The following is a 24,190-nucleotide window of genomic DNA, read 5'->3' as shown; positions in this document are numbered from 1 at the left end:
CGCCTTACTTTAAAAGCACCCCCACCGTCCTACGCAATAGGAATTACTCATCTAGACTGGACCTTTCGGGCTTTCATCACGGGTGAAGAGGTAGGCATGGCAGAAGCGGACAAGGTTGCAGGCAATCCGGCGGTGTACCGCAGCGGCCAGGAGATCGAGTGCTGGCTCACGGACATGGACGGGGTGCTGGTCCACGAGAACCAGGCGGTGCCGGGCGCCGCGGAACTTATCCAGCGGTGGGTGGACACGTCCAAGCGCTTCCTGGTGCTCACCAACAACTCAATTTTCACCCCGCGGGACCTCGCTGCAAGGCTGAAGGCTTCCGGTCTGGAGGTTCCGGAAGAGAACATCTGGACCTCCGCTTTGGCCACCGCCCAGTTCCTCAAGGACCAGGTGGAAGGTTCAGGATCCGGCAACCGCGCCTACACCATCGGCGAGGCAGGGCTGACGACGGCGCTGCACGAGGCTGGATTCATCCTCACCGACCAGGATCCGGACTTTGTGGTGCTCGGCGAGACGCGCACGTATTCCTTTGAGGCCATCACCACGGCCATCCGCCTGATCCTTGCCGGGGCCCGTTTCATTGCCACGAACCCGGACGCCACCGGCCCGTCCAAGGATGGCCCCCTGCCGGCCACCGGAGCGATAGCAGCGCTCATCACCAAAGCCACGGACCGGGAGCCTTATATCGTGGGCAAGCCCAACCCGATGATGTTCCGCTCGGCGATGAACCAGATCGACGCGCACTCGGAAACCACCGCCATGATCGGTGACCGGATGGACACGGACATCATCGCCGGCATGGAAGCCGGGCTGCACACGGTCCTGGTGCTGACCGGCATCACCCGGCGTGAGGACATTGGCGCCTACCCGTTCCGGCCCAACCAGGTGCTGAACTCTGTGGCGGACCTGAAGAACCAGGTCTAGGCCTAGAAAACGCTCACGCGGGATCCGCCCCGGGGCAGCGGAAAGTTTTCGTCCAGCAGCTGTTGCAGCAGCGGCCGGTAGATGTTCGGGTTCCAGCCCGGACTGGCATGGGCCGGAGCAGCACCGACGGTCTGCAAATTGCTGGACACCATGTTCGCCTTGAACGCCACCGCCCAGGACTCAACCGCCGTCTGGTAGCGGACGGTGCGGTCTCGCGGGTTTCCGATGTAGGCCATCTTGGCGTGGCCCAGCTTGTCCACGAACCGCAGGCCGTCGAAATGATAGATATAAGCGGACTCGGACTGGATGAGCAGGTTGGACGGCGCGATCGGGGACAGCTGTTCGAGCGTCTGGTCAAGGATCTGGCGCCAGGTGCGTTCGTCCTTGTGGATGACCCGCTCGCCCAGCTCGTACCCGCCCCGCACCGTGGACGGGAACCGGATGCCGCGCTCATAAAGGAACACGACGCCGTCGAACCAGCTTTGGTCCAGCACGTCATGCTTGCTGTAGGGACTGGAGTCCAGGACGATGAACTCCACCTCCACTCCGTGGATTTCGAGCAGCCGGGCAGCTACCTGTGTTGCCACCATCCCGCCGAAGCTGTGCCCGTAGAAGTACAGTTTGGTCAGCTTCTGCGCGCGGACGTACTCGATGACGGCGATGACCAGCTCATCGATGTCCAGCCCCTGGTTTGAATAGCCGACGGCGGCCAGCCGGGCGCGCTTGTCCAGCGCACCGCGGAGGGAGTTCAGGATCCACTGCGCCTCCTCCCAGCTGGTTTTGTAGCCGGGAAACAGGAACCAGCTGGCGTCCGGGTAGTAGGCGTCGGCGAAGTCGTCCGGAACCGCGATGATCCTGTTGGAACGGCGCTGCGACTGCACCTCCCGGGTGAGGATCATGTCGGCGGCGAGTACGCCGGAAGCGCCTGCCCCGGTCAGGAACGCACGGCGTGAAAACTGTTTGAGGGCAGCGGCTTCCGCCAGCAGCCGGGCTCCGGAAGCCCCCCGCTTGTCCTGCGGACCTGTGTCCCCCTCGTACGGCACACCCCTACCGTAGGCACAACGGAAGACGCCGCCGCAAGAAGGCGGCGGTAACCATTCAGTGACGCCTGGTCACCGCAGCAGTTCAGCTGGCCGCCTGGCCTTCCGTCAGGGGGAAAGGGCTGGCGGTGTCCTGCTGGCGCCGCGTGATCTCCCGGCCAATGTCCTCGTACCGGGCCATCAGGTCCGAGCCGGCGAAAGCCCCGGGGTTGTCCAGCAGGCCGAAGAGTGTGTCGCTGGCCAGCAAAAGTTCCTCATCCGAATATTCCTGCAGCGCCCGGCCGCCCCACGCCCCGAGCCCTGCGATATCCAGGGACTGCCCCTCATCAACGCCGCGCGTGGCTGCCACCGATCCGAGAGGATCAAGTTCAGACAAGGAATCAGCTTCTGCAAAGGCGAGAACCGAAAGGGCGTCCGTAACCGTCAGCAGTGCTTCATCCGGGAACTCGTCGCCGGAAGGCGAAAGGTCCAGCGATACGCCGGCGCCGTGGATTCCCATCAGGGTGCTGGCATCGATGGCGTTGAGTTCATGGCGAAGGCCAGCAAGTGCGGAAGACTCTACGAGCACAGCCCGTGAAAGCTCAACGAGAATATGCGAACGGATCCCCATGCGCCGGATACGCCGGACGATCTGGACGAGGCTGGGGCGGGAATCCTGGTTGAGGCTACCCTGGACATCGATGCGGACAACGTCGGCAGGGACATCTAGATTGACGAGGGCATTAAGGGTCTGGTCCATAGGTACTCCAAAAAAGGGTGTCTATGGCCGACGGCTCAACCTCGGTAAGCGTAACCTCCAGCGGGAGTCCGGCACAAGCCGCCCGCTACGCTGATTGATCCGCCTGCAGCTGTCCAGGTTCCTGGAAGTGGGTGCGCGTTCCAGCTCCCCCTACCGAATCCACAAGGGATTTGGCGATGTCCCGCAGCTTGGTGTTGCTGTTGCTGGACGCCTCCGTGAGGATACTCACCGCAGCCTCCTGGCTGCACCTGTTCTGCGCCATAACGATGCCTATGGCAATGTCGATGATGGTCCGGGACTGCAGCGTGGCCCGGAGATTGGCCGCACTGTCCGTGTGAAGCGAGAACCGCACAGCCAGCCGGAGCGCTTGCGAAATTTCCCGGGTGAAGCCCCGGGCCTTGGCGGTGGCGCGCTCATCAAACTTGCGCGGGACGTCGGAATAGAGATTCAGTGCCGCCTTGGCGTCGCCCTGGAGGTTGAACGGCAGGGACAATACCGACCGCAGCCCGTGCGAGGCTACGGCACTTGCGTAATCCGGTCCCCACCGGTTCTCCTCGAACAGGTCAGGTACATGGACTTCGCGTTCCTCTTTTGCCGCAGTAAGGCAGGGCCCTTGCGACAGGGAATACTGGATCTCGTCCACTTCCCGGGCAGAGTCGCTGCTCCAGCCGATCGTGGCGGCTTTCCGGTCCCGCAACAGGGTAATGCCGCAGAGGGCGTCCTCGCCGCCGCCGGCCACTTGATGTGCCGAAAACCGGGCAAGTTCATTCATGAAGTCCTCGAAGTCGGCACTCTCCAGGATCAGGTTCTGGACCTGCTCGGTGGCGCTCAAGGGATGTTCAGGGGGGACCATAGTGCACGTTCTCTGTACGGAATAAGGGGGATAAGGCAAATGATAAAGGACTCCCGCCCCGGATCCAACACGCTGCCCGGGCCGCACAGTCCCGGGCAGCAGTGGAAACAGGGCTATGAAAGGCCGAGTTCGTCCTTGCCGAAGGCGAACAGGTAAGGCACTCCGGTCTCGGCTTCAATCTTTTCCTTGGCCCCGGTATCCCGGTCCACGATCACCGCAACGGCCACCACATTGCCACCGGCTTTCCGGACGCCTTCCACTGCCGTCAGCGCCGAGCCGCCGGTTGTGGAGGTATCCTCCAGGACCAGCACCTTGCGGCCCTCCACCGAGGGACCCTCCACCTGCCGGCCCATGCCGTAGGACTTCTGGGCTTTGCGGACCACAAACGCGTCAACGCTCCGGCCGGCGTCACGGGCCGCATGCATCACTGCCGTCCCTACGGGGTCGGCTCCCATGGTGAGCCCGCCGGCGCACTCAAAGTCGATGCCGGCGTCGTCCGCCAGCGCGAGCATCACCTGACCCACCAGCTTCGAGGCTTCATGGTGCAGGGTGATGCGGCGCAAGTCGATGTAGTAGTCGGCTTCCGCTCCACTGGACAGGATCACCTTGCCGCGGACCACGGCAAGTTCCTTGATCAGTTCCAGCAGGCGGGCGCGGGCGGCTGCAGTGTCTACTGCAGTATCACTGGGGGAAGTCATGGTCTCCAGTTTAGTGTGGGCGTGCCGGTGTGGATGCTTGAGCGCTGTTGACACTGCTGGCTAGGCTGGACCACATGCGCGAACTCCAGGCCAGGATCATTGAGGAAATGGGCGTACAGCCCCGGATCGACCCCGCCGGGGAGGTGCGCAAACGCGTCACTTTCCTGAAGGAATACCTTCAAGCCACCCACACCAAAGGCTTTGTCCTGGGCATTTCCGGCGGCCTGGACTCCTCGCTGGCCGGCAGGCTGGCCCAGCTTGCGGTCGAGGAGCTTGAGGCAGAAGGCGTGGACGCGAACTTTGTGGCCGTGCGCCTGCCGTACGGCGTTCAGCATGACGAGGAGGACGCCCAGGCTGCGCTGGACTTCATCCAGCCCAAAACCGAGTGGACGTTTAACATCTCGGCGGCCGTGGACGGCTTCGAGGATGAGTTCGAAAAGACCGTGGGCTCTGAGATCTCCGATTTCCACAAGGGGAACACCAAGGCCCGCACCCGCATGATTGCCCAGTATGCGCTCGCCGGGGAACACAACTACCTGGTCATCGGCACCGACCATGGCGCCGAATCCGTCACCGGTTTCTTCACCAAATATGGCGACGGCGGCGCCGACATCCTGCCGCTGTTCGGCCTGAACAAGCGGCAGAACCGCGCCCTGCTGGCCGAGCTCGGCGCCCCGGCGCGGGTGTGGGAAAAGGTGCCCACTGCGGACCTGCTCGATGACAGGCCTGGCCGCACCGACGAAGACGAGCTGGGCCTGAGCTACGACCAGATCGACGATTACCTGGAAGGCCGGGACGTCCCGGAATCCGTGGCGGAGTCGATTGAAACGAAATACCTGCGCACGCGGCACAAGCGCACCGTCCCCGTCACCATTTTTGACACCTGGTGGAAGGGCGAAGGCCCCGAGGAGCCCCGCGCAGGGCTGTAGACCTAAGGAAAAACGACGGCGCGCCGCACCCGGAAAGGGGCGGCGCGCCGTCGTCGTTCCCCGGCAAAGCCGGTGAGGCTCAGCGGGCCCGGACGCCTTTCCCCTCCGCGCCCAGCTGCTGGGTGATGCGGTGGGCCTCGGCCATCAGGAGGCTGCCCAGCTCCTCCTGCCGCTCCGGTTTGAACCGGGGTTCGATGCCTGTGAGTGACAGTGCCCAGGCGGGCCGGCCGGACTGGTCGAACACCGCGGCGCCCATCCCCCAGCTGCCCTCCAGCACCAGCCCTGGATTCACCGAGTAGCCATTAAGCCTGGTGCGCTCGAGGTTGCCCCGGACAAGTTCCTCCGGATGGCCCACTGCGAAGGTCCCGGCATGCGCTGCCCAGTCATGCAGCAGTTCCTCCTGCTCGGCCTCCGGCAGGAAAGCCAGGATCGCGGTGCCCGCCGAGGCCACGCCCAGCGGGAACCGGACACCCTCGTGCAGCACAAATGACCGCACCGGAAAGCTCCCCTCCTCCCGCAACAGGCATACCGTCTCAGAGCCGCGGCGAATGGAGAAGAAGGCGCTCTCGCCGGTTGCCTCGGCCAGCCGCCGGAGGCTCGGGCGGGCTACCTCCTCCAGGGGGAAGCGGGCCGACGCCACCGACCCCATCAGGAAAATCTCCGGACCCAGCACCCAGTTGCCGCTGCCGGGGTCGTGGTCCAGCAGGCCCTCGGACGCCAGCGAGGACAACAGCCGGTGGACCGTGGGCCGGGTAAGGCCGGATTCGATCACCAGGGCGGACAGCGGCATGCCGTCCGCGTTGCGTCCGATGAGACGCAACAAGCCCGCAACACGGCTGACCACCTGGGCTCCCGGAACTGGGGAATTACTCACTTTTCACCTTTTTCTATCCATAATATGGACACGGACTACCTTACCGTCCACAGTGTAGAAACGGGCAGAAATGCCGAAATCTGATGCCTTGACAGCCCTCCCAACCCACCCGTAATGTCCATCTCCAGACCCATAGTCCACAAAGTGGACGATTATTGCGGGACTCTCAACGAGGAGGCGCCATGTCCAAACTTCAGCCAGCTCCCGCCGTCGCCCTGGAAGGGGCACTGCGGGACGGAATGACTCTCGCCGTGGGCGGATTCGGCCTTAGCGGCATCCCCGCGGACCTGATCGAAGCCGTCCGGGATTCAGGCGTGAAGGACCTGACAGTGGTCTCGAACAACATGGGGGTGGACGGCAAGGGGCTGGGCATCCTGATCGAGGCGGGCCAGGTCCGGAAGGTCATTGCCAGTTACGTGGGTGAGAACAAGCTCTTCGCGGAGCAGTATCTCGCCGGCCGCCTGGAGGTCGAGTTCACCCCGCAGGGCACCCTTGCGGAACGACTGCGGGCCGGCGGCGCGGGCATCCCTGCCTTCTACACCAAAACCGGCGTTGGCACCCTGGTTGCCGAAGGCAAGCCGCACGAGGTGTTCGACGGCGAAACGTACGTCCAGGAGCGCGCCATCACGGCCGACGTCGCACTGGTCCACGCCCACACCGCGGACACGGACGGAAACCTCATCTACCGCTATACCGCCCGGAACTTCAACCCGGTGGTGGCGACGGCAGGCCTCCTGACCATTGCCGAGGCGGAGGTGGTTGTGCAGCCGGGCGAACTGGACCCCAACCACATCGTCACCCCTGGCGTCTTCGTCCAGCGCCTGGTCCAGGCCAGCAACAGGGTCAAGGACATCGAGCAGCGCACCGTCCGGCCGCGCGGTGTCCCGGCTGATGGCGAAGCCCTGGCCGTCTGACCACCAAATACCTAGCTAAAAGGAGAACCCCATGGCCTGGACCAGGGATGAAATGGCCGCCATCGCGGCCGAGGAACTGAACGACGGCGACTACGTCAACCTGGGCATCGGCATTCCCACGCTGGTGGCCAACAACCTGCCCGACGGCGTCCGGGTTGTCCTGCAGAGCGAAAACGGGCTGCTGGGCATGGGCCCGTTCCCGTACGAGGGCGAGGAGGACGCCGACCTCATCAACGCCGGCAAGCAGACCGTCACGGTGCTGCCCGGCGGGAGCATCTTCGATTCCGCCACCTCGTTCGGCATGATCCGCGGCGGCCACGTCAAAGTGGCCATCCTGGGCGCCATGCAGGTCTCCGGCAGCGGGGATCTCGCCAACTGGACCATCCCCGGCAAGATGGTCAAGGGCATGGGCGGTGCCATGGACCTGGTGGCCGGAACACCGCGCGTCGTGGTCCTCACCGAGCACAACGCCAAAGACGGCAGCGCCAAAATCGTCCGCGAATGCACCCTGCCCCTGACTGGTCTCGCCGTGGTGGACCGCATCATCAGCGACCTCGCGGTCTTTGACCTTGCGAAGACAGACGACGGCGGGCGGCAGCTCACGCTGACCCGGCTGGCGCCCGGGGTCACCGTCGAGGAAATCCAGGAGAAGACGGAGGCGGAATTCACCGTCGCCCTGGACGGATCCGGCGCCGGGGAATCCGCTCTGGAAGGAGCAACGGCATGAGCCTGCAGGAACAGTTCGGTAAAGATGTCCTGCTCACCGGTTGGGGCCACAGCCGTTTCGGGAAGCTGGTGGACGAGACCTTGGAGTCTCTGATCGTCCAGGTGGCCACCGAAGCGATCAGGAACGCCGGCATCGAGCCCGGCCAGATCGACGAGATCTACCTCGGCCAGTTCAACTCCGGCATGATGCCCCTGGCGTTCCCGTCCTCGCTGGCGCTGCAGGTCTCGGACCAGCTCGCCAACGTGCCCGCCACGCGGGTGGAGAATGCGTGCGCTTCAGGTTCTGCCGCCTTCCAGCAGGGCACCAAGTCCCTGCTGGCGGGCACCGCGAAAACCGTGCTGGTGATTGGCGCCGAGAAGATGACCCACGCCGGAGCGGACGTTGTAGGCGCCGGCCTGCTGGGCGCGGACTACGACATGGCCGGCAAGGCATCCACCACCGGATTCACCGGTCTCTTCGCCGAGGTGGCCAAGCACTACGAGAAGCGCTACGGCAGCGTTTCGGACGTCCTGGGCTCCATCGCCGCCAAGAACCACCGCAACGGGGTGGACAACCCCTACGCCCAGCTCCGCAAGGACCTCGGCGTCGAATTCTGCCGCACAGTCTCGGACAAAAACCCGATGGTCGCGGACCCGCTGCGCCGCACCGACTGCTCCCCTGTGTCTGATGGTGCGGCCGCCGTGGTGCTGTCCACTGCGGCGACCGGCGGTGCCACCGCTCCGGTGCGGCTGGCCGGCTTCGGCCACGCCAACGACTTCTTCCCCGCCGCGCGCAGGGATCCCGTAGCCTTCAACGCCACCCGGGTGTCATGGCAGCGGGCACTGGCGATGGCCGGCGTCGGAATCAATGAGCTGGACTTCGCCGAGGTGCATGACTGCTTCACCATCGCGGAGCTGCTGATGTACGAGGCCATGGGCCTGACCGATCCCGGGCAGGGCGCCAGGGCCATCGAGGAAGGCTGGGTGTACAAGGACGGCAAGCTGCCGGTCAACGTCTCCGGCGGCCTGAAGGCCAAAGGCCACCCGGTGGGCGCCACCGGCGTCTCGCAGCACGTCATCGCCGCCATGCAGCTCACGGGGACCGCCGGGGACATGCAGCTGGCCGGCCCCCGCCGCGCCGCCGTCCAGAACATGGGCGGCGTGGGCATCGCCAACTACGTCAGCGTCCTCGAATCCGTCTGAAAAGCAACGCGGGGTCAGATATGGCCGTTCCGGACCGGATTATCGGGCCATATCTGACCCCGCGTTGCTGTTATCTGGAGGGGCTACCGGTTGCGGATCAGGGCGGCGATCCCGGCGAAACCGAGGCGCTCCGCGTTCTGCAGCGCCGTTCTGCCCTCCCGGTCCCGGATGTCGGGATCGGCGCCTGCATCGAGGAGCAGCCGGACCACTTCCTGCTGCCTGGGTCCGCCGTTGTTCAGCAGGATCGCTTCCTGCATGGCGGTCCAGCCCAGGTTGTTCACGTGGTTGACCGGCACCCCCGCGGCGATCAGGATCCGGACGGTCTCCACGTGGCCATGTTCGCTCGCGGGGATCAGGGCGGTCCCGCCGTACCGGTTGGTGCTGGCAACGTCTGCCCCGGCGTCCAGCGTCAACCGGAGCACCTCGTTGAATCCTTCGGCGCCCGCGTAGAGGAACGCCGAATCCTGGATCGCGTCCTTGGTGTTCACATCGCCTCCCCGCCCGATGAGTTCCTGCACCAGCGGGACGTTGTTGGCCTTGGCCGCGGCGATGAGTGCCTGGTCAAGCTGCACTTGTTCCTCCGCGGACAGCACCGGAGGAGCAGCTGCCGGCGCCGGGGCAGGCGCTGATGGGGTTTCCGCCGCGGCCGTCGTCCCTTCCGCCCCGGCAAGGGACGACGACGGCGCAGGCTGCGGCGGCTGCGTCGCCTCCGGACCCGCCTGGCACGCAGTCGTGGCCAGGGTCAAGGAGACGGCAAGGCAGCAAACCCCAACCCACTTCATGCGGCCCAGCCTACTGAGCGGCAGCAGCAACGATGGCATCAGCACCGGCAGTGGCACAGGCCTCGTCCAGGGCTCCGTCGGGAGCACCTCCGACGCCGATCCCGGCCACGGAAACACCGTTCACCTTCAGCGGGACGCCGCCGGCGAGGAAGAGGGTGCCGGGGAGGTCCGCAATGCTCGGGCCGTTGCCGTTGATCCGTTTGGCCAGCTCGCTGGTGGGGGTGCCAAACGCTGCGGCGGTGTAGGCCTTCTGCTTCGCGGCTTCAATGGTGTGCTCCGCGGCGTTGTCGCCCCGCAGGAGCGCCTGCACCGTGCCGAAGCGGTCCACCAGCGCCACGGTGACGAACGGCAGCTTGTCCGCCTGGCACTTCGCGAGCGCCGCGGACACAGCCTTTGCGGATGCGCCGACGGAAATACGGTTCTGCTGGACCACGTTCTCCGGCACAGGCTGGACGTCGGCAGCAGGAACGGCTGCTGGAGCAGCACCCGGGCCGGCATTTGCTGTGACCGTCGCAACGGCGGTGAGCGCAAGTGCGCCGGCGGCTGCGGCGGCGAATACTTTCGATGACTTCTTCATGGTGTTTTCCTTATGGTCAAAGCCCAGCCACGGTTCAGCGCCGGGGTACAGTCCCATCCTTTCGCGGGCACGTGAGCAGGGCATCGGGCCTTTGGCTGCGGCCTCCTGCTCCGAAAGGCCAGCCGTATCAGCCAAAAGGCTGAGAGACGGGCAAGGGCGGGGGGCAATAGCATGGGAGGTAGCTGTCCCCCATTCGAACCGGAAATTTCCATGCCTCCCCGAGCCACCGCATCCCACGCCGCGCCCGCACCGGACCCCGGCGCCAACGGGGGTACAGGCGGGGCTGCCGCATCCAACAGCACACCGGAGGGACTCCCGCGCCTGGGCAGGATCGATACCGCCGTACACCTAGGCTTCGGCGTCCTGATGGTGGCGTCGCTGGTCCGCTACGTGATGCGCCACAGCCCGGCAGACAACATCCTGGTCCTGGGCCTGGCCGCCGGAGCCTGCCTGTTGTATCTCGCCGTCGCCATCCAGGCGCAGCGCGCCAGGCCCGGTGCACCCTGGATGGTTGCCCTGGTGGGCGTCTGGGCCGTCCTGGTCGTCGCCGCTCCCAGCTTTGCCTGGTGCTCGTTCGCGCTCTTCTTCCTCTGCCGGATCGCCTTCAACGGAGCAGCCGCCTACATCGCAGCAGGGGTTACGGCAGCTGCCACCGCGGCCGGCCTGTTCAAGCTGAGCGACGGCACAGACCTGGCAATGCTCCTGGGGCCGCTGGCCGTAGGCGTGATGCTGACCCTGGTTTATGACCGGATCCAGCACGACGCCGAGGAGCAGCGCCGCCTGCACGCGGAAGTATCGCTCGCGCAGGGACAGCTTGCGGCCAGCGAGCGCCGGGCGGGCACCATTGCCGAACGGGAACGGGTGTCCCGGGAAATCCACGACACCGTGACCCAGGGCCTGGCGAGCAGCCTCCTCCTGCTGGAGGCGGCCGGGAGGGCATGGCCGGCTGATGCCGCGAGGGCAGACCTGGGCCAGGCCACAGCGCTGTTGAGGGGCAATCTCTCCGAGACCCGCAACCTGGTCCACGAACTCGCCTCCCCCGGGTTGGACGCCTCGCCGTTGCCGGACGCCCTGCTTGTCGCGGCCAGGCAGTATGTCCCTGCGGCCCGGCTCCTGGTCACCGGCGAACCCCGTAACGTGCCGGCCGACGTCCGGCACGCACTTCTGCGGGTAGTCCAGAGCGCGGCCTCGAACATCAAGCTGCACGCTGCCGCCTCCACGGCCACCGTAACCCTCGGCTTCCTTCCGGACGCCGTCACCTTGGATGTGTACGACGACGGCACCGGCTTTGATCCGGCGGCGGCAGCACCGCCGTCGGGCGCCGGAGGGTATGGCCTCCGTGCCATGCGGCAACGGGTGGAACAGCTGGGCGGCGCCTTCTCCGTGGAAAGTGCGCCCGGTGAAGGGACCATCGTGGCAGCCCAACTGCCCGCTGCGGCCGAGCCGAATCTCCCGGGAGAGGCACCGTGAACGCCATTACCGTGCTGCTGGTGGACGACCATCTCGTGGTGCGAAGCGGGCTGCGGGCCCTCCTTGGCACCCAGGCGGATATCGACGTCGTTGCCGAAGCAGCGTCCGGGGAGGACGCGCTGGACCTGCTGGCGCAGCACCCCGTGTCCGTGGTGGTGATGGACCTTGCCATGGGTCCCGGGATGGACGGAATCGAAGCTATCCGCAAAATCCGGGAGCGGAACAAGAGGCAGGCCATCCTGGTGTTCACCACGTACGACTCCGATGCGGATATTGTTCGGGCAGTGGACGCCGGTGCCATGGGGTACCTGCTGAAGGATGCCGCACCCGAAGAGATCTTTGCGGCCATCCGGGGCGCAGTCCAGGGCAAGAGCGTGATGAGCGCGCCCGTGGCGTCGCGGCTTTTCCAGCAGCTGCGCAACCCCGACGAGATCCTGACGCCGCGCGAGGCCGAACTGCTCAGCCTCCTGACAGAGGGCCTCAGCAACCGTGAACTCGGTCAACGCCTCTTCATCTCCGAGGCGACCGTCAAAACCCACCTTGCGCACATTTACGCCAAGCTCGGGGTGGACACCAGGGCCGCTGCCATAGCCACCGCGATCCGCCGTGAGGGCATGCGCTGACGACACTTAAATCCCGTTACCCTTGCAAGGTTGGCGCCAGCCCCGTACGTTGGGGACTGCGGGGGACGTTCTCCGCGCACTTCGGGCCGGTGGCCCGGGGGAGAATCAGAGTCACACGAAGGAATGCAGCCATGGCAACAGGCACAGTTAAATGGTTCAACGCCGAAAAGGGTTTTGGCTTCATTGCCCCCGATGACGGGTCCGCTGACGTTTTCGCCCACTACTCCGCAATCGCCAGCAGCGGATACCGCTCACTCGATGAGAACCAGAAGGTTGAATTCGATGTGACCCAGGGTCCGAAGGGCCCGCAGGCAGAGAACATCCGCCCGCTCTAAGGCTTCGGCTTTCCTCCTGCACCAGCAGGAGGAACCCGCCAGGCAGCGGCCTCCCCAACACATGTTGGGGAGGCCGCTGTTTTTTGTTGGCTCTCCCCCGTCCAACGCTCTATCAGTTAACGCGGGCTTCCCACCAACGCTCTATCACCTAATGCGGACTTCCGGCCGACGCTCTATCACTTAACGCGGACTTCCCGCCGTCGCTCTCTCACTTAACGCGGACTTCCTACGGACGCTCTATCGCTTCGCGGGGGGGCCGACGGCGGTGCTGCCGCGGTCATCGTGGCGGAGGTCACGTCCGGGACTCGGGGAGTGATAGAGGGCTCCTCAAAAACGCGCATCAAGTGATCGAGCGTTCCTCAAAAACGCGCATCAAGTGAGAGAGCGTTCCCCAAAACCCAACGTCAAGTGAGAGAGCGTTCCCCGGTCCCTGTCCCGTTCACAGATTTGGGATAATGGGATGATGACGGGACAGCACCCGGACAATGTTCCAGGCAACGATGCAGGGAAGGACCCCTGGGAGGAGTTCGACCAGCTCCCGCCTGCCGGCCCGGACCTCGTCCCCGGCCATCCCGGCGGGGAACCATTGGGCTTCGGCTTCCGAACCGGGGTCCGCAGCGCCCGCGTCGCGGTCGGGTTTGCCGTCTATACGCTGGTCCTCGGAACCATCCTCGCGCTCGCCGGGTGCATCGTGTTTATAGCCGAGGAACAATGGCTGCTCGTAGCCCTGATGCTCGTCATCGAGGCCGTCTTCATTTTCGCGTTCACCCGGCTCGTAGCCCAGGCCCGCACGCGTTCCCCCCGCCCCAGGCCACCGCGTAAGAGGTATCCCGGAAAACCGGCTTGACCTTGACGCAGCGTCAACCCCTACGCTCAGAGCATGGACGCATCCGGAACTGCAGCAGGCATTGACTGGTCCATCCAGGATGTTGCCCGGATGGCGGGCACCACCAGCCGGACGCTGCGCCACTACGACGACATCGGGCTCCTAAAGCCCAGCCGCGTGGGCAGCAACGGATACCGCTACTACAACGCCGCGGCACTGCTGCAGCTGCAGCGGATCCTCCTGCTCCGGGAACTCGGGCTGGGCCTGCCGGCCATAGCCGATGTCTTCCATCACGAGATGGATGCCGTCAAAGCGCTAAGCCGCCACCTGGACTGGCTCCGGCAGGAGCAGGAACGGCTGGCGCGGCAGGTCCTGTCTGTCCAGCAAACGATTGAAACAGTGAAAGGAGGAGGCGAACTCATGGCCGAAAAAATGTTTGACGGCTTCGACCACACCCAGTACAAGGACGAGGTGGAGGAGCGCTGGGGCAAGGACGCGTATGCCAAGGGCGACGCTTGGTGGCGTGGCATGGGAACCGCTGAGAAACAGGAGTGGAAGGCGCGGGCCGAAAAGCTGGGCCGTGACTGGACGGCCGCCGCGCAATCGGGCATCGCCGCGGACAGCGCCGAGGCGCAGGACCTGGCCCGGCGCCACGTTCAATGGCTGACCTCCATCCCCGGCACTCCTGCCTCCGAGCAGGGCGGCGACGTCAAGGGCTATGTAGTGGGGCTGGGCGAAATGTACGTTGCCGATCCACGTTTCGCCGCCAATTACGGTGGCGAGACGGGCGCCGGCTTCGTGCGGGACGCGCTGCGAGTCTACGCCGACAGGAATCTCTAGCAGCCAGCACGACGGCGGAGGCTGGCTTGGCGGGGCAGGACATGACCCAGCGGCAATCAGCCCAGCCTCTTCCGCACGGCGACCACGGCGGCGGCGAGCGCCGCGGCGGTTCCAATCCGCCGTTGCGCCGTCCGCCGTCGGCCGTGCCATCCGCCGCCCACGGAAGGCTTGCGGACCGCCTGCGACGCCTGGCTGAGGTTTCCTGAGGTCAAAGTCGCGGACCGCCGCGGGGACAACTGGCGCGTGTCCACTTGGCGGGCGGTGGCCGCTTCGACCGCACCGGGCGCCAGCTTGTGCTGCAGCACCAGGAGCCGGCCGGCCAGGCCTCCCGCGACGAGCTCCCTGCGCGGGTGTTCCACGAGCCTCGCCACGGCTTTTGCAACCCGCTTGGCAGTGTAGACCGGAGGCATGGCCATCGGCCGGCGCCCGGTGTAGTTGGCGGCATTCTGGTAGAAGGGTGTGTCAATGGTGGCGGGGAGGACCGTGCACACGTCCACCCCGGCCACGCCTTCACGGGCCAGTTCGGAGCGCAGGCTGATACTCAACGCCCGGACCGCCGCTTTGGACATGGAGTAGGCGGCTGAGTAGGGCAACGGAATTTCCGCCACGACTGACGCAACGTTGATCAGTACACCGGACCCTTGGGCGCGCATTCGGGGCAGAGCCGCCCGCGCCCCATTGACGTAACCGGAGATGTTGACGTCAAGCACCCGCTGGAAGTCCTTCGGCGGAATCTCGGTCAGCAGTCCGAATGCACCTACCGCCGCATTGTTGACCCACACATCCAGGCGCCCGAACTCTTGTTCTGCACGCGCCGCCAGCTCCTCCATCCCGCCCACGTCCGTCACGTCGGTGGGGACGGCGATGGCTTTGGCGCCGCGCCTCCTGCAGGCCCGGGCCACGTCCTCCAGGGATTCCGCTCCCCGCGCGGCCAGGACCAACCGGGCTCCCCTGGCGGCGAAGCGAAGGGCCGTGGCGCGTCCGATCCCGCTGGAGGCCCCGGTAATCACCACAACTGGATTCTTGACGCGCATTCGGCATCCCCTTCTGTCCGCGGACGGCCCAGCCATAAAACTAAGTAGGCTTAGTGTTTGATGCTACCGATCACGGCGTGGCGGGACAACGCCAGCTGGACCACCGGGGCAGGGGTATCTAGTGGAAGGCGGATTTTCCGGTGACAGCCCTGCCCACAATGAGCGAGTTGATTTCGTAGCTGCCCTCGTAGGTGTAGAGGATCTCGGCGTCACCGAAGAGCTTGCCCATCTCATAGTCGCTGCTGATGCCGTTACCGCCCAGCAGTGAACGGCCCATGGCCACCGAGGCCCGTGCCAGCCTGGTGACCGTGGCTTTGGCCATGGCAGCCTGGACCATCTCCAGCTTTCCCTCCTGCTGGACGCGCGCCAGCTGCGCCATCAAGGCCAACGAGGCAGACGCGTTGCCCAACATATCGGCGAGTTGCTGCTGGACCAGTTGGAAGCTGGCCAGTTCCTTGCCGAACTGGCGCCGGTTCAGGGTATAGGCCCGCGCGATATCGAAGGCAGCCAGCTGGATTCCCGCACCCTGCCAGCCGACCCAGGCGCGGGAGTCGCGGAGGAGCTCGTTCGTCCGGGAGAAGCTTGTGGCTCCGGGCAGCAGGTTTTCCGCCGGAACCCGCACCTCATCCAGCGCAATGTCCGCGTTCTGCATGATCCGCAGGCCGATTTTGTGGGAGATCTTGGTGGCCGTGTACCCTGGCCTGTCCGTCTCCACGATGAAGCCCTTGATCTCGCCATCCGCCACGTCCCGCGCCCACACCAGCGCGAAGTCGGCAATGGTGGCGGCCCCGATCCACCGCTTGGCACCGCTGAGGACCCATTCGCCGCCGGCCAGCCTGGCCGAGGTTTCCAGCCCGCCGGCAATGTCCGAGCCGTGGTCCGGCTCTGTCAGGGCAAAGGCGCCCAACTTTTTGAACGTTTTCAGGCCGGGCAGCCACCGGGCCTTCTGTTCGTCAGAGCCCAGCTCGCTGATCATCCCGAGGATGAGTTCATTATGGATGCCGGCGAGCGCTGACAGGGATACGTCCGCGCGGGCCAGTTCGACGTACATCAGTCCCTTGAACAGCGCGGAGCTGCCGTCCAGCTGGAGGGCTCCGAGGCCATGTTTTCCCATGTCAGCCAGCAGCCCAAACGGAAACTCTTCACGATTCCAATACTCGATGGAGGGCTCCCGGACCGAGGATTGGAGGAACTCGCGGATGCCGAAATACCTGTCCCGTTCACGAGGCGCGAGGAGGTCGACAATGTACATCAGGTCGGCATCCGGAAAGGGTGGCACTCCGTTGTGTCCCGTGGCCTGCACTGGCATTGGTCCCCCTGCTCTGCCGCACCGCTACCAACCGTTGGATGTCCTAGTATATTGCACACACCCCGCAACAGGTGAGGTGCATCACATCCGCGAAAGGCTGGCCGGCTATGGGCGCTCCGCTTCCCCGAGACCCCATCGCTGATGCCCGCCGGAACTGGGAAGATCACGGCTGGGCGGACGAGGCGGCGCCCATGGCAGCCGTCACCGCCATCATGCGGACCCAGCAGATCCTGCTCGCCAGGATCGAATTCGTGCTGAAGCCTTTTGGACTGACGTTCGCACGCTACGAGCTGCTCGCCCTGCTGAGCTTCGCCAGGAACGGGTCCCTGCCGATGAAGAAGGCCAGCACGCTCCTCCAGGTCCACCCCACGTCCATCACCAATGCTGTTGACCGGCTGCAGGATGCCGGGCTGGTGCGCCGTTCGCCGCATCCGACGGACGGCCGCACCACACTGGTTGAGCTCACCGCCGAGGGCCGCACCGCGGCGAAACGTTCGACGGCGGCACTCAACGCCGAGGTCTTCGGCGCCTCCGGCTTCGGGCCGGAGGATATCGATCAGCTGATCCGGATACTCGGGGACTTCCGCCGGAACGCCGGCGACTTCATCGGCCCCTGAACGGCCCCGGATGTCCTGAACCGGCCGGTGTGCTGAACCGGCCGGATGTCCTGAACTGGCCGGTTTCCTGAGCTGGAGAAAACTGGGTCAGCGTGGCGTTTTGGCGCGTTTAATCCGCCGGGCAACCAGCAGCACCACGGTGACGCCCACAGCGGCATACACGGCGTAGTTCAGGAAACGGGAGTACTCCTCGATCACCCGGTACTGGGTGCCCAGCAGGTACCCGAGCCCCAGCAGCAACCCGTTCCACAGCCCGCTGCCGGCGACTGTGTAGATGGTGAACTTTCCCAGCGGCATGGCTGCAGCTCCGGCCGGAAGGGAAATGAGGCTTCGCACGCCGGGAAGCAGCCTCCCGAAAAAGATCGACGAGCGTCCATGCCGGCGGAACCAGCCGGCCGCGTGTTCAAAGTCCTCCCGGTCCACCAAGGGAAGCTTGGATAACCCGCGGATGGACCGCTCCAGTCCGAGCTTGGCCCCGAGCCAGTACAGGAACAGGGCGCCAAGATAGGCACCGAGGGTGCTGGTTACAAATACGAGGACCAGGCTCAGGGAGCCCTGCCTGGCCAGGTAGCCGGCCAGCGGCAGGATCACTTCGCTGGGGATGGGCGGCACCACTGTTTCAGCAAGGGTGAAGAGCCCCACGCCCCATTCCCCGAGCTGCTCGATCCCCCGGGCAGCCAAGCCCACCAGCCCGGTCAGGTTATCGGCCGAGCCGCCCGCGTCCGCTGCTGTCCCCCACATAGAACGCCCCCTGTCCGCGTCGCCGCCATACCCGTTTCCCGGTCCTGTCTACCTTACGCACCTGTGTAAAAGCTGGGCCCGGTGCGGCGGCCGCGGCCAGCGTCATTGCCGCCCACCGCGCCCCGGCCACAGTCCGGTCTGAGCCAGCGATCAGGCAGGCTTGGCCCGGACGTGCATCCGCTCTCCCTGCGTGCCGAAGAGGCTCAGGAACTCCACCGGGTTGCCGTCCGCACGGCCGAACCAGTGCGGGACCTTGGTATCGAATTCCGCGGCCTCTCCCGCATTGAGCACCAGGTCCTGGCCACCCAGGACCATCCGCAGCTTTCCGTTGAGCACATACAGCCACTCGTAGCCTTCGTGCACTTGAGGGTTGGGTTCCTCCAACCGTCCGGCGGGCAGGATGTGTTTATAGGCCTGGATGCCGCCAGGCTTTTTGGTCAGCGGAATGATGGTCATTCCCCGTACCTGGAGGGGCCGCAGGTGCACCCGGGGATCTCCTGTGGCCGGAGCTCCAACCAATTCATCCAGCGGAACGTGGTACGCCTTGGCCAGCGGCAGCAGCAACTCGAGGTTGGGCCGGCGCTGGCCGGCCTCCAGCCTGGATAATGTGCTCACGGATATGCCAGTGGTTTCGGCCAACGCTGTGAGAGTGATGCCGGCGGCCTGCCGAAGCGCCCGCAATCTGGGCCCCACCGCGGCCAGGACATCGTCAATCTGTTGATCCATACCGCCATCTTGCCATTGCGGCAAAACACTTTGCCAGTACCGACGGAGTGGAACACCATGGGAACTATGACAAACCACAATTCATCAATCTCTGACGTCTTGATCATCGGCGGCGGCGCGGCCGGCCTCAGCGCGGCACAAATGCTCGGCCGGTCGCGCCGCTCCGTGGTGGTACTGGACAGCGGCGAACCCCGCAATGCCCCTGCCCAGGGGGTCCACGGGTTCCTGTCCCGTGATGGCGTCAGCCCAGGGGAACTCCTGGAGACCGGCCGGGCCGAAGCAAGGCAGTACGGCGTCCGGACGATCCATGGCGAGGCTGTGGCAGCGGCCGGAAGTGTTGCCGAAGGCTTTGCCGTCACCGCTGCAGACGGCCGCGTCCTGCGGGCGAGGCGGCTCCTGATCACCACCGGGCTGGTGGACGAGCTGCCCGGGATCCCCGGACTCCGCGAGCGCTGGGGCAGGGACGTGCTGCACTGCCCCTTCTGCCATGGCTGGGAGGTCCGCGACCAGGGAATCGGCGTCCTTGGACTTGGTCCCTGGTCTGTGCATCAGGCCTTGCTGTTCCGGCAGTGGAGCGCCAACATCACGCTGTTCCTGAACGAACTTGTGCTGCCCTCCGCCGAGGAACTGGAGCAGCTGGCCGCCCGTGGCATCAAAGTGTTTGCCGGTGCCGTCGAATCGCTCCGGGTGGAACAGGACCGGTTGCGCGGCGTTGCCTTGGCAGGCGGGCCGGAAGTAGCCGTGGATGCCGTGGTGGCAGGAGCCCAGGTCCGGGCCCGGCTCGACGCCTTCGCCGGCCTCGGCCTGAAGCCGGAACCGCATCCGATGGGCATCGGGGATTTCCTGCCGACGGATGCCGACGGAGCCACCGCCGTCCCGGGCGTATGGGCGGCAGGCAACGTGACGGACATGCGCGCGCAGGTCATGGCATCAGCAGCGGCGGGCGCCTGGGCCGCCGTCGTCATTAACAACCACCTGATGGCGGAGGAGATGGCAGCAGATCTGTCCGCCTACCGGCAGTCGTTGATGCTTAACGATGCCGGAATTCGGGCTGGCGTTTCTCAGTGAACGCCGCCATGCCTTCCTTCTGGTCCTCCGTGGCGAAGAGCGAATGGAAGAGCCGGCGCTCGAAAACCACTCCCTGGGTAAGGCCGGTTTCGAAGGCCGCGTTGACGGCTTCCTTCGCCACCATCGCCACGGGTTTGGACTTGGACGCGATCACTTCCGCAGCCTTGATGGCCTCGTCTATTACATCCTCGGCTGGAACCACGCGGGACACCAGGCCGCACCTGTCGGCTTCCTCCGCACCGATGAACCTGCCGGTGAGGATCAGGTCCATCGCTTTGGCCTTGCCTACTGCCCGGGTGAGCCGCTGTGACCCGCCCATGCCGGGCAGCACGCCCAGGTTGATTTCGGGCTGGCCGAACTTGGCATTGTCCCCGGCGATGATGAGGTCGCACATCATGGCCAGCTCGCAGCCGCCGCCCAGCGCGAACCCGGAGACCGCAGCGATAGTGGGAATGCGCAGCCGGGTGAAGTCCTCCCAACCCCGGAACCAGTCCGCGGCATACATGTCCATGTAGCCTTGGGCAGCCATTTCCTTGATATCGGCGCCGGCGGCGAAAGCCTTGCTGGAGCCGGTGATCACCACCGCTCCTACCGCGGGATCGGAGTCCATGGTGCGGACGGCCTGCACGAGCTCGTCCATGGTGGCCTTGTTGAGGGCATTCAACGCCTGTGGCCGGTTGAGCGTCACCAGCCCCACCCGGCCGCGCTGCTCCACCAGGATGTTCGTGTATTCCGTCATTCAGGGCTCCCGTCGTCCTGCGCCGCACTGTTTGTTGCGATCGTTGATGCCGTTCCTGGGGCGCCGCCGGCAACATTTGCGGTCTGGTTCTTGTGTCCCGCTCCATCGGGACCATCCGATCTGTCCCGGATGTCCGTGATGATTCCGGAGAAGTCCCTGCCGGCGCCGCCTTCCGCGGCAAACGTATCGTAGATTTCCGCGGCGAGCGGACCCACCCGGGCCGCCACCCCGGTACTTTGCAGTGCATTTACGGCAAGCTTGAGGTCCTTGGCCATCAGGGCTCCGGCAAAACCGGGCTGGTAATCGCGGTTGGCCGGGCTGGTGGGGACCGGCCCCGGCACGGGGCAGTTGGTGGTCAATGCCCAGCACTGACCGGACGCTGCCGATGCCACATCAAACAGTGCCTGGTGGCTCAGGCCCAGCTTCTCCCCCAGCACAAAGGCTTCGCTCACGGCAATCATGGAGGCACCCAGGATCAGGTTGTTGCAGATCTTGGCAGCCTGCCCCGCGCCATGGGCACCACAGTGCACCACCCGCCTGCCCATCACTTCCAGCAGCGGACGCACTGCCTCGAAGTCCTCAGGATCTCCGCCCACCATAAACGTCAGCGTCCCGGCCTCGGCACCCACCACCCCGCCGGAAACCGGCGCATCCACCGAGCGGTGGCCGGCGTCGATGGCCAGCCGGGCCGCTTCCCGCGCTTCGTCCACATTGATCGTGGAGCAGTCCAGGAACATGGTTCCGGGGGCAGCAGCAGCCAGCAGGCCGGGTCCGCCGTCGCTTCCCTGGTAGGCGTCCAGCACGTTGCGGCCGCTGGGGAACATGGTCAGGACCACAGCAGCACCCGAGGCTGCGTGAGCGGCGCTGGCAGCAACAGGAACCCCGTTGGCCCGGGCAGTGTCAAGCGCCGCAGGCACCACGTCGAAGCCGGCCACGGTGTAGCCGGCTTTGACCAGGTTTACCGCCATGGGCCCGCCCATGTGGCCAAGGCCCAGGAACGCGATGGTGTAGTCCTCAGGCATGGCCGCTCTCCTTCACGTCGTCTCCTTCAATCCAAGATCCAGTTCCCTGCTGCCCAATGGTTCAAAAAAGCGCGCCACCTGTTCCGGCAGCACCTCAGCGAGAGTTGACGGGTTCCAGTGCGGTGTCCGGTCCTTGTCCACCACCTGCGCCCGGATCCCCTCGCGGAAATCGGGCGCTGCCAGGAAGCGCAGTCCCACCCGGTACTCCTGGGCCAGGGCTTCATCCAGGGTCATGCCCTTGACCCGCCGCAGCGACGCCAGTGTGACTTTCACGGACGTGGGCGACTTCGCCTCGATGGTGTCGGCGGCCTGGGCGGCTTCCCCGTTTCCTTCGCCGTCGAAGGTCCGGAGCCTGCGGACGATCTCGCCGGCGTCGTCCGAGGCGTAGCAACTGTCAATCCAGTTGCGGTGCTGCTCCAGGGTGGAGGGCGGTGGGGCTTCGCTGCAGCGCCCGACGGCGGCTTCCGCAGTTTCGTTTTCCAACGCCAGCACCAGCTCCTCGAGCCTGGCGGACGGGACGTAGTGGTCTGCGAGGCCGAGGTACAAGGCATCGGCCGCACTCAAGTGCGCGCCGGTCAGCGCCGCGTGGGTTCCCGCCTCCCCGGGTGCGCGGGACAACAAAAGCGTCCCGCCGACGTCGGGCGCAAAACCAATGGTGGTTTCCGGCATGCCCATCCGCGTGCGTTCCGTCACCACCCGCACAGAGCCGTGGGCTGAGATTCCCACTCCCCCGCCCAGTACCAGCCCGTCCATCAGGGCGACGTAGGGCTTGGGATAGCGGGCGATCAGCGAATTCACCCTGTACTCCGTTTGCCAGAAGTCCGCGGTCTGCCCACCGCCGGCAAGCATGTCCTCATAAATGGCCACAATGTCGCCACCTGCACACAAGCCCCGTTCCCCGGCCCCGCGCACCACAACCGTGGAAATTCTGTCATCGTCCGCCCATGCGGCGAGCTGCTCCAGAAGCGCCCCCACCATCCCGGCGGTCAGGGCGTTGACTGCGCGGGGCCGGTTGAGGGTGACCACCCCCAGCTGCCCGCGGCGCTCAAACAGCACCTCTGCATTGTTGTCCGTACCGGTTTGCGTGCTGTCCGCCATCAACTTCCTTCCGGCATCACGAAGCTGGCCCCGTGCCGTATCCCAGACGGCCACCGCGTGGTGACCGTTTTCGTTTTGGTATAGAAACGGAAGGCGTCGGCGCCGTGCTGGTTGAGGTCCCCGAACCCCGACGCCTTCCAGCCGCCGAACGTGTAGTAGGCCAGCGGCACCGGGATGGGCACGTTGATGCCCACCATTCCCACATCCACCCTGGTGGCAAAATCCCTGGCTGCGTCCCCGTCGCGGGTGAAGATGGCCACGCCGTTTCCGTACTCATTCCGGCTGCAGAGCCGGAGCGCTTCATCGTAGTCGGCAGCGCGCACCACACTCAGGACGGGGCCGAAGATTTCCTGACGGTAAATGGCCATCTCCGGTGTCACATGGTCGAAGAGGGTGGGGCCCACCCAGAAGCCATCCTTGTAGCCTTCCACAGTGACGCCCCGGCCGTCCGCCAGCAGGGTGGCGCCCTCGTCCACGCCTGCCTGGATGCAGCCTTCGATCCGTTCCTTGGCGGAGGCGGTGACCACCGGGCCGAAATCCGTGCCGTGGTCCAGGCTGTGCCCTACCTTGAGCGACATGATCCGTTCCTGGAGCCTGGCCACCAGCTTGTCAGCTGTTTCCTGCCCCACCGGGACCGCAACGGAGACGGCCATGCAGCGCTCCCCCGCGGAGCCGTACCCGGCCCCGATGAGGGCGTCCGCGGCCTGGTCCAGGTCTGCGTCCGGCATCACCACCATGTGGTTCTTGGCACCGCCGAAGCACTGCGCCCGCTTTCCGTGGGCGGCTGCCGTGGCGTAGATGTATTGGGCGATGGGGGTGGAGCCCACAAAGCCGATGGCCCTGACAACGGGGTCTTCGAGGAGCGCGTCCACGGCTTCCTTGTCCCCGTTGACCACGTTGAACACTCCGTCCGGGACGCCCGCTTCGGAGTAGAGTTCGGCCAGCCGCAGCGGCACGGACGGGTCCCGTTCGGAGGGCTTGAGGATGAACGCGTTGCCGGCAGCCAGGGCCGGGCCGGACTTCCACAACGGGATCATGGCGGGAAAGTTGAACGGGGTGATCCCGGCCACCACGCCCAGGGGCTGCCGCAGCGAGTGGATATCTATCCCGGCTCCGGCCTCGGTGGAGAACTCGCCCTTGAGCAGGTGCGGCGCGCCGGCGGCGAACTCCACCACCTCGAGTCCGCGCAGGATGTCTCCCCGGGAGTCGGCAAGGGTCTTGCCGTGTTCGGAGGACAGCAGCCGGGCCAGCTCGTCCATGTCCCGGTTGACCAGGTCCACGAACCGGAGCAGGATCCTCCCCCGGCGCTGCGGGTTTAGGGCCGCCCATTCCTCCTGGGCCTTCGCGGCGGCAGCCACGGCATTATGCACCTCGTCCCGGCCTGCCAGCGGGACGCGCGCCTGGACTGCCCCGGTGCAGGGATCAAAGACGTCGCCGAAGCGGCCGGACATGCCCGCCACATGCTGGCCGCCAATGTAGTGGGAAAGCTCGCGCACCATGA

Annotated in this window: 27 protein-coding genes; 12 read left to right on the top strand and 15 right to left on the bottom strand. The window is 65.7% G+C overall.

All coding sequences use genetic code 11. From position 1 onward, the window contains the following. Positions 1-96: 96 nt before the first annotated feature. Positions 97-927: an HAD-IIA family hydrolase gene (locus tag QRN11_RS20790; protein ID WP_285314325.1), complete on the top strand. Its 831-nt coding sequence runs from the start codon at positions 97-99 to the stop codon at positions 925-927. Between the two features lie 2 nt (positions 928-929). Here the strand turns inward: QRN11_RS20790 and QRN11_RS20785 are convergent, their stop codons facing one another. The 4 genes from QRN11_RS20785 to pyrE form a co-directional block, all read right to left on the bottom strand. Then, positions 930-1,970 carry an alpha/beta fold hydrolase gene (locus QRN11_RS20785; protein ID WP_285314324.1) on the bottom strand — a complete coding sequence of 347 codons (1,041 nt, stop codon included), beginning with the start codon at positions 1,968-1,970 and terminating at the stop codon, positions 930-932. 82 nt (positions 1,971-2,052) lie between these two features. Continuing rightward, a complete protein-coding gene (locus tag QRN11_RS20780; RefSeq protein WP_285314323.1) occupies positions 2,053-2,706 on the bottom strand; it encodes a hypothetical protein in 654 nt (217 codons plus the stop codon). An 85-nt stretch (positions 2,707-2,791) separates the two neighbouring features. Then, a complete protein-coding gene (locus QRN11_RS20775) occupies positions 2,792-3,559 on the bottom strand; it encodes a GAF and ANTAR domain-containing protein (protein ID WP_091421059.1) in 768 nt (255 codons plus the stop codon). A gap of 113 nt (positions 3,560-3,672) precedes the next feature. After that, a complete protein-coding gene (pyrE, locus tag QRN11_RS20770) occupies positions 3,673-4,257 on the bottom strand; it encodes an orotate phosphoribosyltransferase (RefSeq protein ID WP_142064734.1) in 585 nt (194 codons plus the stop codon). Between the two features lie 74 nt (positions 4,258-4,331). On the opposite strand from pyrE, the gene nadE reads away from it, so the two are divergent. After that, complete coding sequence (nadE, locus tag QRN11_RS20765) at positions 4,332-5,186, top strand: NAD(+) synthase (RefSeq protein ID WP_285314322.1); 855 nt, start codon at positions 4,332-4,334, stop codon at positions 5,184-5,186. Positions 5,187-5,265: 79 nt separating this feature from the next. Here the strand turns inward: nadE and QRN11_RS20760 are convergent, their stop codons facing one another. Then, positions 5,266-6,060 (bottom strand): IclR family transcriptional regulator, encoded by a 795-nt coding sequence (locus QRN11_RS20760; protein ID WP_285314321.1) that lies wholly within the window; start codon positions 6,058-6,060, stop codon positions 5,266-5,268. Between the two features lie 182 nt (positions 6,061-6,242). On the opposite strand from QRN11_RS20760, the gene QRN11_RS20755 reads away from it, so the two are divergent. Genes QRN11_RS20755 through QRN11_RS20745 form a run of 3 tightly spaced genes read left to right on the top strand, consistent with a single transcriptional unit; the run spans position 6,243 to position 8,882 of the window. Then, complete coding sequence (locus QRN11_RS20755) at positions 6,243-6,974, top strand: CoA transferase subunit A (RefSeq protein WP_285314320.1); 732 nt, start codon at positions 6,243-6,245, stop codon at positions 6,972-6,974. Positions 6,975-7,005: 31 nt separating this feature from the next. Then, positions 7,006-7,701 (top strand): CoA transferase subunit B, encoded by a 696-nt coding sequence (locus tag QRN11_RS20750; protein ID WP_285314319.1) that lies wholly within the window; start codon positions 7,006-7,008, stop codon positions 7,699-7,701. Further along, on the top strand, positions 7,698-8,882 hold the full coding sequence (locus QRN11_RS20745) for an acetyl-CoA acetyltransferase (RefSeq protein WP_285314318.1): 1,185 nt from the start codon (positions 7,698-7,700) through the stop codon (positions 8,880-8,882). Before QRN11_RS20750 ends, QRN11_RS20745 begins: the two co-directional genes overlap by 4 nt. An 83-nt stretch (positions 8,883-8,965) precedes the next feature. On the opposite strand, the gene QRN11_RS20740 is transcribed toward QRN11_RS20745, so the two are convergent. Continuing rightward, on the bottom strand, positions 8,966-9,664 hold the full coding sequence (locus QRN11_RS20740; protein ID WP_285314317.1) for an ankyrin repeat domain-containing protein: 699 nt from the start codon (positions 9,662-9,664) through the stop codon (positions 8,966-8,968). A gap of 10 nt (positions 9,665-9,674) precedes the next feature. Continuing rightward, the gene (locus QRN11_RS20735; protein ID WP_091421200.1) at positions 9,675-10,241 is read right to left on the bottom strand and encodes a GlcG/HbpS family heme-binding protein; all 567 of its coding nucleotides are present in this window, start codon (positions 10,239-10,241) and stop codon (positions 9,675-9,677) included. Positions 10,242-10,451: 210 nt separating this feature from the next. Between QRN11_RS20735 and QRN11_RS20730 the strand changes: the two genes are divergently transcribed. The 5 genes from QRN11_RS20730 to QRN11_RS20710 all read left to right on the top strand — a co-directional run bounded on the left by QRN11_RS20730 (position 10,452) and on the right by QRN11_RS20710 (position 14,335). After that, positions 10,452-11,711, top strand: coding sequence for a sensor histidine kinase (locus tag QRN11_RS20730; RefSeq protein WP_285314316.1), 1,260 nt, complete (start codon positions 10,452-10,454; stop codon positions 11,709-11,711). After that, positions 11,708-12,334, top strand: a complete 627-nt coding sequence (locus tag QRN11_RS20725) for a response regulator (protein ID WP_091421036.1) — start codon at positions 11,708-11,710, stop codon at positions 12,332-12,334. The genes QRN11_RS20730 and QRN11_RS20725 overlap by 4 nt, the downstream gene beginning before the upstream one ends. A 131-nt stretch (positions 12,335-12,465) precedes the next feature. Beyond that, positions 12,466-12,669 carry a cold-shock protein gene (locus QRN11_RS20720; RefSeq protein WP_013599688.1) on the top strand — a complete coding sequence of 68 codons (204 nt, stop codon included), beginning with the start codon at positions 12,466-12,468 and terminating at the stop codon, positions 12,667-12,669. 463 nt (positions 12,670-13,132) lie between these two features. After that, positions 13,133-13,516, top strand: a complete 384-nt coding sequence (locus QRN11_RS20715) for a hypothetical protein (protein WP_285314315.1) — start codon at positions 13,133-13,135, stop codon at positions 13,514-13,516. Between the two features lie 33 nt (positions 13,517-13,549). After that, entirely contained in the window at positions 13,550-14,335 is a 786-nt protein-coding gene (locus QRN11_RS20710) for a MerR family transcriptional regulator (RefSeq protein WP_285314314.1), read from the top strand. 56 nt (positions 14,336-14,391) lie between these two features. On the opposite strand, the gene QRN11_RS20705 is transcribed toward QRN11_RS20710, so the two are convergent. Both QRN11_RS20705 and QRN11_RS20700 read right to left on the bottom strand, forming a co-directional pair. Then, positions 14,392-15,369 carry an SDR family oxidoreductase gene (locus tag QRN11_RS20705; protein WP_285314313.1) on the bottom strand — a complete coding sequence of 326 codons (978 nt, stop codon included), beginning with the start codon at positions 15,367-15,369 and terminating at the stop codon, positions 14,392-14,394. Positions 15,370-15,487: 118 nt separating this feature from the next. After that, entirely contained in the window at positions 15,488-16,678 is a 1,191-nt protein-coding gene (locus QRN11_RS20700) for an acyl-CoA dehydrogenase family protein (RefSeq protein WP_285314312.1), read from the bottom strand. A gap of 107 nt (positions 16,679-16,785) precedes the next feature. Between QRN11_RS20700 and QRN11_RS20695 the strand changes: the two genes are divergently transcribed. Next, a complete protein-coding gene (locus QRN11_RS20695; RefSeq protein ID WP_142064448.1) occupies positions 16,786-17,295 on the top strand; it encodes a MarR family winged helix-turn-helix transcriptional regulator in 510 nt (169 codons plus the stop codon). 87 nt (positions 17,296-17,382) lie between these two features. On the opposite strand, the gene QRN11_RS20690 is transcribed toward QRN11_RS20695, so the two are convergent. Continuing rightward, entirely contained in the window at positions 17,383-18,036 is a 654-nt protein-coding gene (locus tag QRN11_RS20690) for a DedA family protein (RefSeq protein ID WP_091421027.1), read from the bottom strand. A 150-nt stretch (positions 18,037-18,186) separates the two neighbouring features. Continuing rightward, a complete protein-coding gene (locus QRN11_RS20685) occupies positions 18,187-18,762 on the bottom strand; it encodes a helix-turn-helix domain-containing protein (protein WP_285314311.1) in 576 nt (191 codons plus the stop codon). A 66-nt stretch (positions 18,763-18,828) separates the two neighbouring features. Here QRN11_RS20685 and QRN11_RS20680 point away from each other — a divergent pair, with 66 nt between their 5' ends. After that, a complete protein-coding gene (locus QRN11_RS20680; RefSeq protein WP_220126207.1) occupies positions 18,829-19,830 on the top strand; it encodes an NAD(P)/FAD-dependent oxidoreductase in 1,002 nt (333 codons plus the stop codon). On the opposite strand, the gene QRN11_RS20675 is transcribed toward QRN11_RS20680, so the two are convergent. The 4 genes from QRN11_RS20675 to QRN11_RS20660 are packed head-to-tail and all read right to left on the bottom strand — an operon-like array spanning position 19,793 to position 24,188. Beyond that, positions 19,793-20,569, bottom strand: a complete 777-nt coding sequence (locus QRN11_RS20675; RefSeq protein WP_142064456.1) for an enoyl-CoA hydratase — start codon at positions 20,567-20,569, stop codon at positions 19,793-19,795. The two genes, QRN11_RS20680 and QRN11_RS20675, sit on opposite strands and share 38 nt — an antisense overlap. After that, positions 20,566-21,591, bottom strand: a complete 1,026-nt coding sequence (gene mmsB, locus QRN11_RS20670) for a 3-hydroxyisobutyrate dehydrogenase (protein ID WP_142064459.1) — start codon at positions 21,589-21,591, stop codon at positions 20,566-20,568. The genes QRN11_RS20675 and mmsB overlap by 4 nt, the downstream gene beginning before the upstream one ends. 12 nt (positions 21,592-21,603) lie before the next feature. Further along, entirely contained in the window at positions 21,604-22,689 is a 1,086-nt protein-coding gene (locus tag QRN11_RS20665; RefSeq protein WP_142064462.1) for an enoyl-CoA hydratase/isomerase family protein, read from the bottom strand. Beyond that, the gene (locus QRN11_RS20660) at positions 22,689-24,188 is read right to left on the bottom strand and encodes a CoA-acylating methylmalonate-semialdehyde dehydrogenase (RefSeq protein ID WP_142064465.1); all 1,500 of its coding nucleotides are present in this window, start codon (positions 24,186-24,188) and stop codon (positions 22,689-22,691) included. Before QRN11_RS20660 ends, QRN11_RS20665 begins: the two co-directional genes overlap by 1 nt. Positions 24,189-24,190 lie beyond the last annotated feature (2 nt).

Source organism: Pseudarthrobacter sp. fls2-241-R2A-168 (genome assembly GCF_030209335.1).
GTDB lineage: Bacteria > Actinomycetota > Actinomycetes > Actinomycetales > Micrococcaceae > Arthrobacter.
The sequence above is the reverse complement of the archived record's forward strand: the minus strand, read 5'-3'. Positions and strand labels throughout refer to the sequence as shown.

Coding starts and splice junctions, on each gene's coding strand:
- QRN11_RS20705 (WP_285314313.1), bottom strand. CDS start 15,369: ATGCGCGTCAAGAATCCAGTTGTGGTGATTACCGGGGCCTCCAGCGGG.
- QRN11_RS20660 (WP_142064465.1), bottom strand. CDS start 24,188: ATGGTGCGCGAGCTTTCCCACTACATTGGCGGCCAGCATGTGGCGGGC.
- QRN11_RS20780 (WP_285314323.1), bottom strand. CDS start 2,706: ATGGACCAGACCCTTAATGCCCTCGTCAATCTAGATGTCCCTGCCGAC.
- QRN11_RS20715 (WP_285314315.1), top strand. CDS start 13,133: ATGACGGGACAGCACCCGGACAATGTTCCAGGCAACGATGCAGGGAAG.
- QRN11_RS20710 (WP_285314314.1), top strand. CDS start 13,550: ATGGACGCATCCGGAACTGCAGCAGGCATTGACTGGTCCATCCAGGAT.
- QRN11_RS20740 (WP_285314317.1), bottom strand. CDS start 9,664: ATGAAGTGGGTTGGGGTTTGCTGCCTTGCCGTCTCCTTGACCCTGGCC.
- QRN11_RS20690 (WP_091421027.1), bottom strand. CDS start 18,036: ATGTGGGGGACAGCAGCGGACGCGGGCGGCTCGGCCGATAACCTGACC.
- mmsB (WP_142064459.1), bottom strand. CDS start 21,591: ATGCCTGAGGACTACACCATCGCGTTCCTGGGCCTTGGCCACATGGGC.
- pyrE (WP_142064734.1), bottom strand. CDS start 4,257: ATGACTTCCCCCAGTGATACTGCAGTAGACACTGCAGCCGCCCGCGCC.
- QRN11_RS20700 (WP_285314312.1), bottom strand. CDS start 16,678: ATGCCAGTGCAGGCCACGGGACACAACGGAGTGCCACCCTTTCCGGAT.
- QRN11_RS20685 (WP_285314311.1), bottom strand. CDS start 18,762: ATGGATCAACAGATTGACGATGTCCTGGCCGCGGTGGGGCCCAGATTG.
- QRN11_RS20735 (WP_091421200.1), bottom strand. CDS start 10,241: ATGAAGAAGTCATCGAAAGTATTCGCCGCCGCAGCCGCCGGCGCACTT.
- QRN11_RS20675 (WP_142064456.1), bottom strand. CDS start 20,569: ATGACGGAATACACGAACATCCTGGTGGAGCAGCGCGGCCGGGTGGGG.
- QRN11_RS20730 (WP_285314316.1), top strand. CDS start 10,452: ATGCCTCCCCGAGCCACCGCATCCCACGCCGCGCCCGCACCGGACCCC.
- nadE (WP_285314322.1), top strand. CDS start 4,332: ATGCGCGAACTCCAGGCCAGGATCATTGAGGAAATGGGCGTACAGCCC.
- QRN11_RS20665 (WP_142064462.1), bottom strand. CDS start 22,689: ATGGCGGACAGCACGCAAACCGGTACGGACAACAATGCAGAGGTGCTG.
- QRN11_RS20745 (WP_285314318.1), top strand. CDS start 7,698: ATGAGCCTGCAGGAACAGTTCGGTAAAGATGTCCTGCTCACCGGTTGG.
- QRN11_RS20695 (WP_142064448.1), top strand. CDS start 16,786: ATGGGCGCTCCGCTTCCCCGAGACCCCATCGCTGATGCCCGCCGGAAC.
- QRN11_RS20775 (WP_091421059.1), bottom strand. CDS start 3,559: ATGGTCCCCCCTGAACATCCCTTGAGCGCCACCGAGCAGGTCCAGAAC.
- QRN11_RS20790 (WP_285314325.1), top strand. CDS start 97: ATGGCAGAAGCGGACAAGGTTGCAGGCAATCCGGCGGTGTACCGCAGC.
- QRN11_RS20750 (WP_285314319.1), top strand. CDS start 7,006: ATGGCCTGGACCAGGGATGAAATGGCCGCCATCGCGGCCGAGGAACTG.
- QRN11_RS20680 (WP_220126207.1), top strand. CDS start 18,829: ATGACAAACCACAATTCATCAATCTCTGACGTCTTGATCATCGGCGGC.
- QRN11_RS20720 (WP_013599688.1), top strand. CDS start 12,466: ATGGCAACAGGCACAGTTAAATGGTTCAACGCCGAAAAGGGTTTTGGC.
- QRN11_RS20755 (WP_285314320.1), top strand. CDS start 6,243: ATGTCCAAACTTCAGCCAGCTCCCGCCGTCGCCCTGGAAGGGGCACTG.